Consider the following 14,817-nt stretch of genomic DNA (forward strand, 5'->3'; position numbering starts at 1 on the left):
CTCGCCGGGCCCTCGCCGGGCTTCCGCCAGGGCTACGTCCCGGTCGTCCCGTCCCCGACACCGGTCGTCCCGTTCACGCCCGCCCGGGCACCCCGCTCGCCGCCGCGCCCCAGGCGACCGCCCACCGCCACGCACCGCCCCCGACACCCGCCGTCCCGTTCACGCCCGCCCGGGCACCCCGCTCGCCCCCGCGCCCCAGGCGACCGCCCACCGCGACGCACCGCCCCCGGCGCCCTCCTCACAGGGTGAGCCGCTGCACTCCCCCGGCCAGCGCGCGCTGTTCTGGCGCGTCCGTCCCCGTCCAGCACGAGCCGCGGCGCCCGAGCAGCCGGCGCAGCCACAGCTCGGTGGCCACGATCTCGCCGAGCCCTTCCAGCGCGAGCACCTCACCGCTGCCCGCGGCGCCGCCCGAAGCCCCGCCGGAGCCCGCTGCCGCCGAGGCCGCCGCGCGGAACGCCCCGCGCAGCACCCGCGCGTCGACCAGCCCCGCGTCCGCGAGCAGCGGCGCCTCGAAGAGGTCCAGCAGCGGGTCGAGCGCGCTGCGCAGCCCGATCCGGGCGGCGGACGACCCCGCGGCCGCCGGCGACCCGCTGCCCCAGCCCGGCGGCAGCCCGTGCACTCCGGCGCCGGACAGCGCCACCCGCAGCACCTCCGCGCGCGCCCCCGGCCGGACCCGCAACGCGCTCGGCAGGGCCTGGCAGGCGCGCACCACCTGGTTGTCGAGGAACGGCGCGTGCAGCCGCTGGCTCGGTACGGTCGCGGCCTGCTCCAGCACCCGGTAGTCCGCGGCGTGCCGGGCCAGGGCGGCGCGGGCGCGCCGTTCGCCGGGCCGTTCCAGCGGCCAGGGCCGGTGTGCCGCGTCCTGAAGGCGAACCGATACTTCGGCCAGCGCTTCCCCGGTCAGCCAGCGCGCCGCCGGGCCGGAGCGCACCCACACCATCGCGGCCAGCGACGCGGTGAGCGCGCCGCCGCCGGGACCGTCCGGTCCGCCGAGCCCGAAGTCCCGCCGCAGCAGCGCGGACGCGACGTCCTCGACGCCCTGCCGGTACGGCGTACGTGCCAGCCGGCGCGCGGCGCGGTAGACGGTGAGCGGCACGGTCACGGAGGTGAGCGACCCGGTGAGGGTGCCGCCGCCGTCCGCCCGGGTGAGCGCGGCCACCGGTCGCAGCAGGTGGCGGCGGCGCCGGTCCATCAACAGGTCGGCCAGCCGCGCCGGATGGGCGTCGAGCACCTGCCGGGCGCCGTAGCCGATCAGGTGGTCGGCGCCGCCCGCAGCCAGCCGTCGCCGGTGGCGTTCGGCGCTGACCAGCGCGGGCCCGGGCTCGTCGGTGAGCGCGCCGAGCCCGCCGGAGCCCTCGGACCAGCCGGAGACGAGGTCGGCGTAGGGCAGCGCCTCGGGGCCGCCGGGCACCACGATGTGCCGCAGCCGGGGGTCGGCGGCCATCTCCCGGGCCCGTTCGAGTTCGGAGAGTTCAGCCGCCGAGCCGTGCGCGCCGTCCGCGCCGCCGAGCCCGCCGACGAGGTCGTTGAAGGTGACCGCGAGCAGCCGCTCCCCGGCGAGCGACCCGGGCGCGCCGGGCAGCGTGCCGGGCATGCCGGGCAGGCCGGCCGCGAGCAGCGCCAGCGTGGAGGACGCGATGCCACCGGAAAGGTCCGCGCCGATCCCGGGCGCCGGCCCGGCCCCGTCCAACGCGCCGTCGGGCACGAAGCGCGGCTGCGCCAGCCGGACCCGTACCGCGTCGAGGAGCGCGTCGCGTACGCCCTCCACGGCGGCCAACCCGTCTGCGGTGCTGGCCGGTTGGTGGCCGACGGCCAGCGACGCGGTGGGCTCGTAACCGGTGATCTCGGGTGCGCCGTCGCGAAGGATCAGCGCGTGGCCCGGCGGCACCCGGCGCACCCCCAGGTACGGCGTGCCGTCGAGCAGGGCCTCGGGCGCGTCCGGGCAGGCGAGGGTGGCCGCGAGGTGGGTGACGTCGAGCCCCGCCTCGATCAGGTCGGCGAGCGGGAGTGCCGCGGTGGCGTACGCGGTGCCGTGCCGCCAGCGGGTGTGGAAGACCGGCAGCGCGCCGGCCAGATCGCCCAGCACCGTAATCCGGCGGCCGAGTTGGAGCACCGCGGTGTAGCTGCCGGGCCACGCGGTGACATGCCGCAGCGCGCCGCCGCGGGCCGCGACCAGGCCGAGCCGCAACTGCGCGTCGGTGGCCCCGCACCGCCCGAGCACGGCCAGCCGGGCCACGCCCTGCGAACTCCCGTACGAGGCCGCGCCGTACGCGCCCGCGCCGCCGTAGGAGTCGGCGCCGCCGTGGCCGTTCGCGTCCCCGTAGCCGCCGCCGTACGCGGCGCCGGCGCCGTATCCCGCCGAACCATTGGCCCTGGCACGGGCGTTGGCGTCGGCGTGCACGACCCGCACCTCGTCGGGGCGCCAATCCCCCACCGCCCACAGCGGATCGGGGTCACCCCACAGGAGTTGCGCGCCGACGGGCTGGAGTGCGCGGGACCGCGCGCCGGGCAACGGACCCGCAGTGGCACTGCTCCACCCCACCAACCACCGCATCGCCGCCTCCACAGGCTGTGGACAGCCGGCACGGCTCGGCTCCGCTGCTCCCGCTGCTCGCCCCGCCGGGCCGCCACGTCTGACGTCCGAAAGACCATGCTGCCACGTGGAGACGCGCAAGGAGGCGCATGGGTGCACCAAGGCAGGCCGGGTCGCACGCTCGGCCGGGGGGCGAAACCCGCCCGAACCGACCCGCGCGTCAACCGGCGGCGGGCCGGCGGCGAAACGTCTGGTTCGCGCCAAAGTCCGCGGCACATGCCGCAGTTGATATGCCTCGACAGCGCCGGGCAGGTCGCCTGCGGTGATCGGTGACGGTCACGGAACGTGTCCCGGAGCGGCCACCCGCCCGGGAATCACCTTTACAGAATCGGCCACGGGGTCAACGGCCCGGGAGGCGTTCGGACGCCGCCCGGGCCGGTCCGCCACCCGCGGGGATTGTGGCAGCGGAACCCCGTGGCCCGCTCCACCCCGGCATAGCCGCCTGCCGGGGTCCACGGGCCGACCCATGGCACCATGCAAGCCCAACGGCACAGCACGGCACAGAGCGCACGGCCGGGCGCACGGCCACATATACCGGGAGCACACGCCGGATCGTGCGCGCATCGCACGCCGGGCGCCCGAGGGCACCCGTCCGTTTCCGGCCATCCGGCACGAGCCTCTTAACGGTCGGGATGCGGCGAACTACGCTGGGTGTACCCGGTTCGCACACGTACGCGCGGCTCGGGTGCCCGGCACACGCACCGTACCGGCCGCACCGCGGCTTCCGCGGTGGCCGAATCGGGCTCCAGGGGAGGGTGAACCCCGTACCCCATGACATCACCAGGCCGGGCCGGCCTGCCCCCAGCGGCATCACGAGGTGAACCGCAGTGAACAGAGAACACCGCGGGCCGAACGAGAAGCTCGGCACCCTTCTCGCCATGGCGGGCATCAGCAACGCCGGACTCGCCCGCCGGGTCAACGACCTCGGCGCGCAACGCGGTCTGACGCTGCGTTATGACAAGACATCGGTGGCCCGCTGGGTCACCAAGGGCATGGTGCCGCAGGGCGCGGCGCCGCATCTGATAGCCGCCGCCATCGGCAGCAAGCTCGGCCGGCCCGTGCCGTTGCACGAGATAGGTCTGGCCGACGCCGACCCCGCGCCCGAGGTCGGCCTCGCCTTCCCGCGCGACGTCGGCGAGGCGGTGAAATCGGCCACCGATCTGTGGCGACTGGATCTCGCCGGGCGCCGCGGCCCCGGCGGCAGCGGCATCTGGCAGAGCTTGGCCGGTTCTTTCGCAGTGAGCGCTTACGTCACTCCCGCCTCCCGCTGGCTGATCACCCCGGCCGACGCCACCGTGGCCCGCGACGCCCCCGCCCCGGGCATGGCCCACGTCGGCCACACCGACGTCACCAAACTCCGCGAGGCCGCCGACGACGCGCGCCGCTGGGACTCCAAGTACGGCGGGGGCGACTGGCGTTCGGGCATGGTGCCGGAGTGCCTGCGGGTCGAGGCCGCGCCCCTGCTGCTCGGCTCCTACAGCGACGACGTCGGCCGCGCGCTGTTCGGCGCCACCGCCGAACTCACCCGGCTGGCAGGCTGGATGGCCTTCGACACCGGCCAACAGGAGGCCGCGCAGCGCTACTACATCCAGGCGCTGCGGCTGGCCCGCGCCGCCGCCGACGTCCCGCTCGGCGGCTACGTCCTGGCGTCGATGTCACTCCAGGCCACCTACCGCAACTTCTCCGACGAGGGCGTCGACCTCGCCCAGGCCGCCCTGGAGCGCAACCGCGGCCTGGCCACCGCCCGCACCATGAGCTTCTTCCACCTCGTGGAGGCCCGCGCGCACGCCAAGGCAGGCGAGGCCGCCGCGTGCGGCGCCGCCCTGTCCGCGGCCGAGGCGCTGCTGGAGCGCGCCCGCGCCGGCGACGCCGACCCGAGCTGGCTCGGCTTCTACTCCTACGACCGGCTCGCCGCCGACGCCGCCGAGTGCTACCGCGATCTGCGCCTGCCGCGCCAGGTCCAGCGGTTCACCGAGCAGGCCCTGGCCCAGCCCACCGAGGAGTTCGTCCGCTCGCACGGCCTGCGGCTGGTGGTCTCCGCGGTCGCGGAGCTGGAGTCGGGCAACCTCGACGCGTGCTGCGCCGCCGGCGTCAAGGCGGTCGAGGTGGCGGGCCGGATCTCCTCCGCCCGCACCACGGAGTACGTCCGCGACCTCCTGCACCGCTTGGAGCCGTACAACGACGACCCCCAGGTGCTCGATCTGCGCGAGCGCGCCCGCCCCCTGCTGGCGGCCCCTGCGTAGGAGGCAGGGCGGCGCTCAGCGGCGGAGCGGCGGTGCCGACACGGGTACGGGCGCGCCGGTACGAGAGCCGGGTGCCGGTGCCGGATTCGGTGCCGGCGGTACGGGTGCCCGCACCGCACGGTGACCCGCGTCACCCGCTCCACCCGCGTGACCTGCGTTACTCCCGCGTCCCGCCCGCCCCGCGTCGCCCCGCCGCCCCGCGCGGCCCCCGTAGAATCGACGGCATTGTGTCGACGCCGTCCTCCACCCCCGCACCCGCCCCCGCCCCCGCCGTGATGTTCCCGTCCGGGCCCGCGCCCGATCCGGCCGGGTCGCGCGGCGAGCACCGCATCCGCAGCTTCCACGCGCGGCGCGGTCGGCTCACCAAGGCGCAGGCGGCGGCGATCGACCGGCACTGGGCGCGCTGGGGCGTGGAGCTGGACGGCTCCCCGCTGGACCCGGCCGGGCTGTTCCCCGCCGCCGGCGGCGCCCGCCTCCCGGTCGTCGTCGAGATCGGCTTCGGCATGGGCGACGCGACCGCCGCGATGGCCGCCGCCGATCCCGCGACCGGCATCCTCGCGGTCGACGTGCACACCCCCGGCCAGGGCAACCTGCTCGCCCTCGCCGACCGCGGCGGGCTGACGAACATACGGGTGGCCAACGGCGACGCGATCGTGCTGCTGCGCGACATGCTGCCGCCCGCCTCGCTGGACGGGCTGCGGGTCTACTTCCCCGACCCGTGGCCGAAGGCCAAGCACCACAAACGGCGACTGATCCAGCCGGAGTTCCTGGCCCTGGTCACCCCGCTGCTGCGGCCCGGCGCGGTGGTGCACTGCGCCACCGACTGGGAGCCGTACGCCGACCAGATGCTGGAGGTGCTGACCGCCGCACCGGGTCTGGCGAACCGGCACGGCGACGGGTTCGCGCCGCGCCCGGAGTTCCGGCCGATGACGAAGTTCGAACGGACCGGGCTGGCGAAGGGCCACGTGGTGCACGACCTGCTGTTCGTCCGTACCTGAGCCCGTGCGGGGGCCGGGTTGTCCCGTACTCTCGCGCGGCGCCGTCCCGCCCCCGTACTGTCGTCATGGTGACGACGTTTTCGTACCCTTCCGCGCCTGACTCCCCCACCGGGGACGACGCGGCACGGGAGCCCACCACGGTGCACTACGGGCCGCGGCGCGCCTTCTGGGAGAGCCGGGCGGTGCGGACGGGTGCGCTGTTCACCGCGCTCGCGGTGTGCGGAGTGGTCATCCTGGCGGTGCTGCGGCACCACATCGGCACCGAACCGTTCCTGGTGGGCATGGCCCTGGCGCTGCTGCCGGTGCCGCTGATCGTCTGGGCGTACCTGTGGTTCGACCACGTGGCGCCCAGCCCCTGGCAGAACATCGTCTTCGCCTTCTCCTGGGGCGCGTGCGCGGCCACGCTGGTGGCGATCTTCGCCAACGAGTACGGCGCGAAGCTGCTCGCCACGGCGTTCTCCGCGACCCAGACGCAGTCCGACCAGTGGGGGGCCACGTTCGTCGCGCCGCTGGTCGAGGAGACCGCCAAGGGCAGCGCGCTGCTGCTGCTCTTCCTCTTCCGGCGCCGCCACATCGAGTCGCTGCTCGACGGCATCGTGCTCGCCGGACTGACCGCGACCGGCTTCGCCTTCACCGAGAACATCCTCTACCTCGGCACCGCCTTCGACCAGGACAAGGCGCTGGGCGGCGACGGGATCGGCACCACCGTCGCCACGTTCATCGTCCGGGTGCTGATGACGCCGTTCGCGCACCCGCTGTTCACGTCGATGACCGGGATCGGCTTCGCGCTGGCGGCCACGATGCGGCCGGGGATGCGCTGGCGGTGGCGATGGGTGCCGCCGGTCTGCGGCTGGCTGATGGCGATGGTGCTGCACGGCTCGTGGAACGGCAGTTCCGAGCTGTCCCCGATCGGCTTCCTGACGACGTATGTGTCGGTGATGGTGCCGGTGTTCGGGCTGGTGCTGTGGCTGGCGTTCTGGTCGCGGTCCAACGAGTTGCGGACGATCCGCCGGCACCTGCCGCCGTACGCCGCCGCGGGCTGGCTGGCGGTGGGCGAGCCGAACGCGCTGGGCACCATGCGGATACGCGCGGAGGCCAAGCGCGAGGCGAAGCGGCTGGTGGGCGAGCAGGCCGCCCGGGCGGTCCGCGACTACATCGCGTTCGCCACCCACCTCGCGTTCCTGCGCGCGGCCGCCGAACGCGGCGCCCCCGAGCCCGACTTCACCGCACGCGAGGCCGAACTCCTCTCCCACCTGTGGCACCGCAGGGCGCTGGCACAGCCGGCCCTGGCCCACGCGGTGGCGCTGGACCAGCCGGTGACCCCGCAGTGGCCGCCGCGTATTCCGCCGCCCCGCGCGGGGCAGTGGGGCCCGCCCGCGCAGTACCCGACGTGGCCGCCGCAGCCTCCGCAGCCGTACGGGCCGCCGCAGGCGTACGGTTCGGCCCCGCCGTACGACTCACCGCCCCGGTACGACTCACCGCCGCCGTACGACTCACCGCCGCCGTACGGCCCTCCGCGGCCGTACGACCCGACGCAGCCGGCGCGGCACGTACCGAAGCATCTCTAGGCCCTCCGGCCGTACTTGAGGGCTCTGCGGGCGCGCAGGGGACCGGCCGGTGCGCCGGTCGCATGACGTTGCGCACCGTACCTCCCACTTCACCCCCGATGCACCCTTTCAGGTGATTGATTTCCTGGACGGATTCGGCCTGGAAATCCAGTGATGCTGCTGTAACACTCTGTGCCGGATGGGTCGTTTCTCGATCCAGGGGGGCTCCTACGCGTCGGGGGACGCCGATCGCGGCGCGCGGCGAGCCAGGGAGGTCGGTCTGGCGATGAAGTCCGAACAACCGGCGGGCGTGGCGACGCAAGAGCCGCACGCGGCCCCGTATGTCGGCTACACGGCGGGGGGCGCAGGGATGGGCATGGGAACGGGAACCGGAGCAGGTACGGGCACGGGTACAGGTACGGGTGCGGGCACAGGTACGGATCAGGGGGCCGGTGGGCTGCCGGAGCGGGTGCAGGTCACGGTGGACCAGTTCAGCGGGCCGCACGCCGGGGAGTTGGTGCTGCGCGAACTGGCGGCCGCGGTGCGGCGATCCGCGGACACGCTCCACCAGGACCCGCCGCCGCTGGACCGGGCCGAGCTGGAATGGCGGTTGGAGGCCGACGCGGCGCTCGCCCGGCGCGGTGTCCGGGTCCGGGCGGTGTACCCGCGCGCGGTGCTCGGCGAGCCCGTACGCGCCCGTTTCCTCCAGGAGTTGTCCGACGCGGGCGTCATCGTCCGGGTGATCGACCATGTCGCGCACGACATGCTGATCTTCGACCGGCACACCGTCTGCCTGCCGGCGAGCGAACGGCCCGCGCCGCGCGCCGGGTACGGCCAGGCGGGGCCGGACGACCTGGACGGCGCGCCCGGCGCTTCCCGCTCCCCCGACGCGCCCCACGCTCCCGACGGACCCAACGGGTCCGAACCGCCCGGCCCTTCACTGCTCCGCGTCCGCGGCTCGGCCCTGGTCCGCTCCTTCACCGCGATCCACGAGTCGTACTGGCAGCGCGCCACTCCGCTGCCGCTCGCCGGCGCCGGGTTGCGGCATGCCGCGCTCGGCGAGTTGGAGCGGGCGGTGATCCGGCTGATGACGAGCGGCTACGGCGACGACCGGATCGCCCGCAAACTCCGCATCGAGCGGCAGGCGGTGGAGGATGTGATGGCCGCGCTGATGGAACGCCTGGGCGCCGGCAGCCGTTTCGAGGTCGGGTACAAGCTGGCCCGTGCGCTCGATCCGTCCGAGCTGTCGCCCGGACACGGATGACGGCCGCCTGCCGCCCGGCCGGAGCGCGGGCCGACCGGGACGGCCCGAGCGCCGCGGCGGTCGGACCGAACTCTTCGAGAGGGAAGTGTCGTTGAACGACCGTCAGGCCATGCGGAACCTGCTCGCCCGTGCCCGCGCCCGTCAGGACCCGGCCGCGCTCGGGCTGGCGCCCCGCGCCGAACCGCGCGGCCGCAAGGTCGAGGGCCTGACCCACGAGCACATGACGCGGCTGCTCGGCTGGCCCGAGCACAAGTACGGCTATGTCGAGCGCGGCCGGCTCGCGGTCATCGACACCGAGATCCTCGAACCGATCGCCCGGATACTGTGCCTGACCGAACAGGAGTGGGAGTCGCTGGTGTTGTACGCCACCGGCACCCCGCCCGCCTTCCCGCTCGATCCGCAGGTCGGCCGTTCCGTCCCCCGGCCGTGGCGGCGGGTGCTGGCCGGCAGCCGGGACATCGCGTACGTCAGCGACGCGGCATGGGACCTGGTCGCGTACAACTCCGCGTTCGCCCGGCTGTTCACGCCGCACGGCGTGCCGGGCAACGTGATGCGGTGGATGCTGCTCGCCCCGGCGGCCCGGGTCACCCTCGCCGACTGGGCGAACAGCTGGCTGCCGCTGCTCGTGCCGCAGTTACGAGCGGCGGCCACCGCCCGCCCCAACGACAAGACGCTCCAACGGCTGATCGCCGACATCCGGCGCGACCCGGTGGTGGGACCGTGCTACGACGCCCCGACCACGGAGTACCTCCAGCCGCGTGCGGAGGGGGCGCGGCCGCTGCTGCACCCCGAACTCGGCCCGGGCTGGGCGACGATGTGCGCGGCCGGACCGTTCGGCGTGCCAGGCGGACGGCTGATGTTCGTACTCTTCGACCGGGGCGAGCGGCCGGGGCCGCAGGAGCCGATGCACGCTCCCGCGACGACGGGTCCGGTGGACCTCGACACGGGTCCTGACTCCGGTCCAGGCCGCTCCGCAGGTCCTGGTTCCGATCCTGGTCCCGCTTACGTAGGTTGAGCCTGGTTCCGTAGGTTGAGCCTGGTTCCGTAGGTTGAGCCTGGTTCCGTAGGTTGAGCCTGCGCCCGGGCGCGGCTCCCTACCCGGCGACGACCATCCCCGCGATTGCCTTCCGCCACGACATCAGCAGACTGGGACGACATGAGCATCGAACCACCGCGCAGCCTGAGGGCGTTGACGCCCGCGGTCCACGCATGGCTGCCCGACGGCCACGACACCTGGGGCCTGGCCAACTGCATCCTGATCACCGACCAGGACAGCGCGCTCCTGGTCGACACCCCCTACACCACGGACCTGACTCGGCACCTCCTGAACCTCACCGCCGAGGTACTCCCGCCGGGCGTCGCCATCACCACGGTCGTCAACACCCATGGCAACGGCGACCATTCGTACGGCAACGGGGTGTTCACGGCGGCCGGTGCGGAGGTGGTCAGCACCGACGCCAACAGCGAGCACCTGTGCAAGGAGCCGAGTCCGGCCCAACTCGCGCGCCTGGTGGCGGAGAGCGACCCGGACACGCCGCTCGGCGCGTACCTCCACCGGCACTTCAGCCGCTACGGCGACTTCGGGGTGAGCGAGGCCGTGCCGCCGACCCGCACCTTCAACGGCCGGCTCGACCTCGAAGTAGGCGGTGTGGCGGTCGAGTTGATCGAGGTCGGCCCCGCGCACACGGCCGGCGACCTGATCGTCAACCTGCCCGGCGAGGGCGTGGTCTGCTCCGGCGACGTCATCTTCTGCGAGGACCACCCGGTGCACTGGGCCGGGCCGCTCGACGAGATCCACCGGGCGGTCCAGCGGGTGCTGGCGTGCGAACCGCGCATCATCGTGCCCGGGCACGGTCCCGTCATGACGCCCGCGGACGTGGCCGCCAACGCGGAGTACCTGCTCCGGGTCCGCGACCGTATCCACGCCTCCCACGCGGCCGGCCATCCCCTCGCCCAGGCCGCCGCCGAGCTGATCGCCGCCGAGACCAACCCCCGCTGGGGGCTCACCGAGCGGCTCGCCATCCTCACCGCGCTCGAGTACCGCGTCCTGGACGCCGACACGTCCCCGGTCGACATGATCTCCCTGGTCGACCTCGCCGCCCGGCACGCGGCACCGGCTCCTCGGACCGCCAAGTCGCCTGCCCTGTGACGGACTTCCCCGCGCCCCGGTCAGGGGCGCGGGGAACGCTCCGGGCCGGGCCCGGGCCGCGCCGCCAAAACCGACGGCCCCGGCGCCGGGGGGGTGGTCGCCAGGGCCGCCGGGGCGGTGGGGCCGGTCATACGGAAGGAACGCGGGGCCGCCGGGCTCCGCTCGCCCGCTCGACGCGGGCGGCTCGCTAGACGGTGACGTCGTGCGCGCGCAGCCAGGGCAGCGGGTCCACGGGGGCGCCGCCGTCGGGGCGGACCTCCAAGTGGAGGTGCGGCGCGGGCACGTTGCCGGTCGCGCCGACCCGGCCGATCGTGTCGCCGGTGGTGACCCGGCCGTCGGTGACGACCATGGTCGACAGGTGGCAGTACCTCAACTCGGTGCCGTCGTCGAGGGTGAGGACGACCCGGTAGCCGTCGCTGCCGGCCCAGCCCGCGGAGGTGACGGTGCCGCCGTGCACGGCGTGCACGGGGGTGCCGGTCGGCGCGGTGAAGTCCTGCCCGTTGTGCAGGTTGGCCCAGGGGTCGGTCTCGCCGAAACCCGCGCCGAGCGCGGCGCAGGCGACCGGCTTGATGTAGGAGGCGGCCAGCCGGGCGAGGCGCTCGGCCTCGGCGCGGGCCGCCGCGGCGGCTTCCTCGCGGGCCTTCTCCTCGGCCGCGGCCTTTGCCGCGGCGACCTGCTCGCGCACCTTGCGCTCGGCGGCCTCGCGGGCGGCCTGCTCGGCCGCGGCCTTCTCGACCGCCTCGCGCTCGGCGCGGGCGGTGGCCTCGCGCTGGGCGGCGACCTGGCCGAGGATGCGGGCGCACAGCGCCTCACCGGGGTCGGCGGGGGCGGTCCCGGCCTCGCCGGTCCGGCCGGTCTCGGTGGTGTCGGCGATCTCGGGTTCGGCAACGGGCTGCGGCAGCAGGGTCGTTGCCTCGGCCTGCGCGGGAGCGGGGGCGATCGGCTCGGCCGGAGCGGGGGCCGGCGCGGACGCCGGCGCCGGGGCCGACGAAGGCGCCGGGGCCGCGGGCACGGTCAGCGCCGTCGGGTCGTACGTCGGCAGGCCGGCGAGGGCGGCGCCACCGGGGCCGGCGTCCGGCAGGGGGTACGGCGCGGGGCGCCCGGCGGGCTCGACGGCCGGCGCGGGGGCCAGGCCCGCCGCTCCGGCACCGGCGAACGCGGCGAACGCGGGAGCCGGGACGCCGGAAGTGCCGGTGGCGGCAAGGGCGTTGGCCCGCTGACGCGGAAGTCGGAAGTCTTCCCGCTCCTGGCCGGCGATGTCGCCGTCAGGCCGGGCGGGGGCGTAGGCAAGCTGGTCGGACGCCACGACGGGCGCTCTCCTTTCCTTCCCTCTCGCCTACCGGGTTAGCTGACGGGTTCGGAGGAAGAAGGTCTCCTACGGGCCTGACTGCTGCCCGATTCACCCCATTTTCACGGGTCCCCGGTTCCCGCGGACGGGATTCGGCAAGCGCACGGTCCGCCGTCCTGGCGGCGGCGGTGACGACCGCGCTGCGTTATCGAACGTTAATAGAGCCGGAGGCGTTTTCCAAGCCGAATCGGAGAGTTGGGCATGGGAACAAAATGCGCAGGGTATAGGCAGAGTAGGCAAATCGGTCAGGCGATGTGGCCGGGCGGTGATGTGAGCGTGCATCAGTCGTTATCCGAACGGGGACCAGTGTGATTACTTTGCGTGAGTGGGCGAACTCGGCGCGCAGGCGGCTGCGCGGGGCCGTGCGGCAGGTCCGCCAATGGCGTGGACCTCTGCCATTGCGCGAACCGCTTGGCAGGCCAAGGACCCGGGCCCCACGATGGGCGAGCCCGATGTTCTTGTCATGGACCCGACCACACCGCGACCTCTCAGGGAGCCCGCCATGGAACGCCCCAGCAGCCCCCGACTCCCCCACACCCGACGGTCCTTGCTGCGCGGCGGCCTCGCGCTGGGCGCCGCCGCGGGCGCCGCGTTCGCCGGCGAGCTGTGGACCGGCAGCGGCCGTGCCGCGGCGGCCGCCGCCGTCGACTACCCCGGCGCCACCTGGGCTCCGGCCAGCACCGCCAACTACACGGCGTCCAACCGCCCTTCCACCTACGCGATCGACATGGTCGTCATCCACGTCACCCAGGAGACCTTCGCCGACACCATCACCCTCTTCCAGGACCCCGCCCACGCCGCCACGGCGCACTACGTGGTGCGCTCGGCCGACGGCGCCATCGACCAGTGCGTCCGCGAGCATGACGTGGCCTGGCACGCCGGCAACTGGGACTACAACACCCGCAGCATCGGCATCGAGCACGAGGGCTGGGTCGACGACGCGTCCTGGTTCACCGACGCGATGTACCACTCCTCCGCCGCCCTCACCGCCGAGATCTGCGACAAGTACGGCATCCCGAAGGACCGTCAGCACATCATCGGCCATGTCGAGGTGCCGGGCACCGACCACACCGACCCGGGCCCGAACTGGGACTGGGTGCGCTACATCCGCCTGGTCAACGGCGGCTGACCGCCACTCAGCCCTCTGCTTCCGCCTCGGCCTCGGCCTCTGCCTCGGCCCTCGGCCGGGGCCGGCGCGGCGCGGGCAGCGGAGTGCCGGGTCCGTCGAGGGCGTCGGCGAGGAGGCGTTCGGCGGGGATGCCGCGGATCGCCGCGTCCAGCACCTGCACGGTGTGGGCGACCGGCATCCGCTCGCCCATCCCCGCGAGGGTGCCGGCCACCTGCATCCAGCAGCCCGGGTTGGCGGTGACCATCAGCCGGGCGCCGGTGGACAGCACCGCGCGTGCCTTGCGTTCGCCCAGTTCCCGGGCCGGTTCGGGGTGCAGGAGGTTGTACGTCCCCGCGCTGCCGCAGCAGATCTCCGGCTCGGGCAGCTCGCGCAGCTGCACGCCGGGCACCCCGCGCAGCAGCCGGCGCGGCTGGTCGCGGACGGACTGGGCGTGCGCGAGGTGGCAGGCGTCCTGGTAGGCGACGGTGAGCGGCAGCGGGTGGCGCGGGGCGAGCGGGCCGATCTCGTCGAGGAGTTCGGTGATGTCGCGGACCCTGGCCGCCAGCGCCTCGGCCCGCGCCGGCCAGTCGCCGCCCTCGTCGCGCAGCAGGTGGCCGTACTCCTTGAGCTGGGAGCCGCAGCCGGCCGCGTTGACCACCACGGCGTCCACGTCCGCTGCCTCGAAGGTCTCGATGACGTGCCGGGCGAACCGCACCGCCTCCGGGAGCCGCCCGGCGTGTGCGGACAGCGCCCCGCAGCAGCCCTGCCGGCGCGGCGCCACCACCTCGCAGCCCTCAGCGGTCAGCACCCTGACGGTGGCGGCGTTCACGTCGGGGAAGAAGGTGCCCTGGACGCAGCCGGTGAGCAGGCCGACCGTACGTCGGCGGGTGCCGGTCGCCGGAGTCCGCTCGGACAGCGCGGGCGCCGGTCCCAGTCTCGGTGCCAGCGCCTCCATCGCCCGCAGCACCGATGGGAGTCGGCGCAGCAGCCCGACCCGGGCGAGCAGGCCGCGCAGCCCCGAGGACTGGTAGGCGCGCAGGGGGCCGCGCAGGGCGCGCAGCCGGCGGGGGTAGGGGAAGAGGCCGTAGACCAGTGCGCGGATCAGCCGCTCCCGGCGCGGGCGGGTCGTACGGCGCTCCAGTTGGCCCCGGGTGGCCTCGATCAGCTTGTCGTACTGCACCCCCGACGGGCACGCGGTCATGCACGCCATGCAGCCCAGGCACTGGTCGAGGTGGCGCACGGCGGTCGCGTCGAGCAGGTTGCCCTCCAGGCCGCCCTTGATGAGGTCGATCCGGCCGCGCGGGCTGTCCATCTCCTCGCCCCACAGCACGTAGGTGGGGCAGGTCGGCAGGCAGAAGCCGCAGTGCACGCAGTCGCCGGCGAGTGCGGCGTCCGGCGGGTCGCACCCGTCGAACGCACCCCCGGGCAGCCCGAATCCGGGCATGCCGAGGCCGACCGTCGCCGCGTCAGCGCTGGCCGCGACGGTGGCTCCGAGCGGTGCCGGGGGGACGGGTGGCGGGGAGGCGGGTGGCGGGGAGGCGGGCCGCGGCGCTTCAGGTTGGGGCGC

General features: G+C 74.7%; 10 protein-coding genes and 1 riboswitch. Of the genes, 7 read left to right on the top strand and 3 right to left on the bottom strand.

The window, feature by feature from the left end; translation table 11 throughout:
- Positions 1–238: 238 nt before the first annotated feature.
- Positions 239–2,554 carry an asparagine synthase-related protein gene (locus ACIPAE_RS28075; RefSeq protein WP_402448838.1) on the bottom strand — a complete coding sequence of 772 codons (2,316 nt, stop codon included), beginning with the start codon at positions 2,552–2,554 and terminating at the stop codon, positions 239–241.
- Between the two features lie 866 nt (positions 2,555–3,420).
- Between ACIPAE_RS28075 and ACIPAE_RS28080 the strand changes: the two genes are divergently transcribed.
- The 6 genes from ACIPAE_RS28080 (at position 3,421) to ACIPAE_RS28105 (ending at position 10,794) form a co-directional block, all read left to right on the top strand.
- Positions 3,421–4,836: an MFS transporter gene (locus ACIPAE_RS28080; protein WP_328465521.1), complete on the top strand. Its 1,416-nt coding sequence runs from the start codon at positions 3,421–3,423 to the stop codon at positions 4,834–4,836.
- Positions 4,837–5,111: 275 nt separating this feature from the next.
- The gene (gene trmB / locus ACIPAE_RS28085; RefSeq protein ID WP_329374198.1) at positions 5,112–5,834 is read left to right on the top strand and encodes a tRNA (guanosine(46)-N7)-methyltransferase TrmB; all 723 of its coding nucleotides are present in this window, start codon (positions 5,112–5,114) and stop codon (positions 5,832–5,834) included.
- A gap of 65 nt (positions 5,835–5,899) precedes the next feature.
- A complete protein-coding gene (locus tag ACIPAE_RS28090) occupies positions 5,900–7,402 on the top strand; it encodes a PrsW family intramembrane metalloprotease (RefSeq protein WP_402448840.1) in 1,503 nt (500 codons plus the stop codon).
- A gap of 355 nt (positions 7,403–7,757) precedes the next feature.
- Positions 7,758–8,645: a hypothetical protein gene (locus ACIPAE_RS28095; RefSeq protein ID WP_329367919.1), complete on the top strand. Its 888-nt coding sequence runs from the start codon at positions 7,758–7,760 to the stop codon at positions 8,643–8,645.
- A gap of 91 nt (positions 8,646–8,736) precedes the next feature.
- Positions 8,737–9,660: a helix-turn-helix transcriptional regulator gene (locus ACIPAE_RS28100; protein ID WP_329367917.1), complete on the top strand. Its 924-nt coding sequence runs from the start codon at positions 8,737–8,739 to the stop codon at positions 9,658–9,660.
- Positions 9,661–9,801: 141 nt separating this feature from the next.
- On the top strand, positions 9,802–10,794 hold the full coding sequence (locus ACIPAE_RS28105; protein WP_329367915.1) for an MBL fold metallo-hydrolase: 993 nt from the start codon (positions 9,802–9,804) through the stop codon (positions 10,792–10,794).
- A 187-nt stretch (positions 10,795–10,981) separates the two neighbouring features.
- Here the strand turns inward: ACIPAE_RS28105 and ACIPAE_RS28110 are convergent, their stop codons facing one another.
- Positions 10,982–12,100 carry a M23 family metallopeptidase gene (locus ACIPAE_RS28110; protein ID WP_402448843.1) on the bottom strand — a complete coding sequence of 373 codons (1,119 nt, stop codon included), beginning with the start codon at positions 12,098–12,100 and terminating at the stop codon, positions 10,982–10,984.
- A 12-nt stretch (positions 12,101–12,112) separates the two neighbouring features.
- A riboswitch (cyclic di-AMP (ydaO/yuaA leader) is annotated at positions 12,113–12,250 on the bottom strand.
- 394 nt (positions 12,251–12,644) lie between these two features.
- Here ACIPAE_RS28110 and ACIPAE_RS28115 point away from each other — a divergent pair.
- Complete coding sequence (locus tag ACIPAE_RS28115) at positions 12,645–13,271, top strand: N-acetylmuramoyl-L-alanine amidase (protein ID WP_402448845.1); 627 nt, start codon at positions 12,645–12,647, stop codon at positions 13,269–13,271.
- A 7-nt stretch (positions 13,272–13,278) separates the two neighbouring features.
- On the opposite strand, the gene ACIPAE_RS28120 is transcribed toward ACIPAE_RS28115, so the two are convergent.
- On the bottom strand, positions 13,279–14,694 hold the full coding sequence (locus tag ACIPAE_RS28120; protein WP_402448847.1) for a (Fe-S)-binding protein: 1,416 nt from the start codon (positions 14,692–14,694) through the stop codon (positions 13,279–13,281).
- Positions 14,695–14,817 lie beyond the last annotated feature (123 nt).

The sequence above is a fragment of the Streptomyces sp. NPDC087270 genome (assembly GCF_044744625.1).
Taxonomy (GTDB): domain Bacteria; phylum Actinomycetota; class Actinomycetes; order Streptomycetales; family Streptomycetaceae; genus Actinacidiphila.

Bases quoted from the DNA above. Each gene is read 5' to 3' on its own strand.
- ACIPAE_RS28075 (WP_402448838.1), bottom strand. From the start codon at position 2,554: ATGCGGTGGTTGGTGGGGTGGAGCAGTGCCACTGCGGGTCCGTTGCCC.
- trmB (WP_329374198.1), top strand. From the start codon at position 5,112: ATGTTCCCGTCCGGGCCCGCGCCCGATCCGGCCGGGTCGCGCGGCGAG.
- ACIPAE_RS28115 (WP_402448845.1), top strand. From the start codon at position 12,645: ATGGAACGCCCCAGCAGCCCCCGACTCCCCCACACCCGACGGTCCTTG.
- ACIPAE_RS28095 (WP_329367919.1), top strand. From the start codon at position 7,758: ATGGGAACGGGAACCGGAGCAGGTACGGGCACGGGTACAGGTACGGGT.
- ACIPAE_RS28090 (WP_402448840.1), top strand. From the start codon at position 5,900: ATGGTGACGACGTTTTCGTACCCTTCCGCGCCTGACTCCCCCACCGGG.
- ACIPAE_RS28105 (WP_329367915.1), top strand. From the start codon at position 9,802: ATGAGCATCGAACCACCGCGCAGCCTGAGGGCGTTGACGCCCGCGGTC.
- ACIPAE_RS28120 (WP_402448847.1), bottom strand. From the start codon at position 14,694: ATGCCCGGATTCGGGCTGCCCGGGGGTGCGTTCGACGGGTGCGACCCG.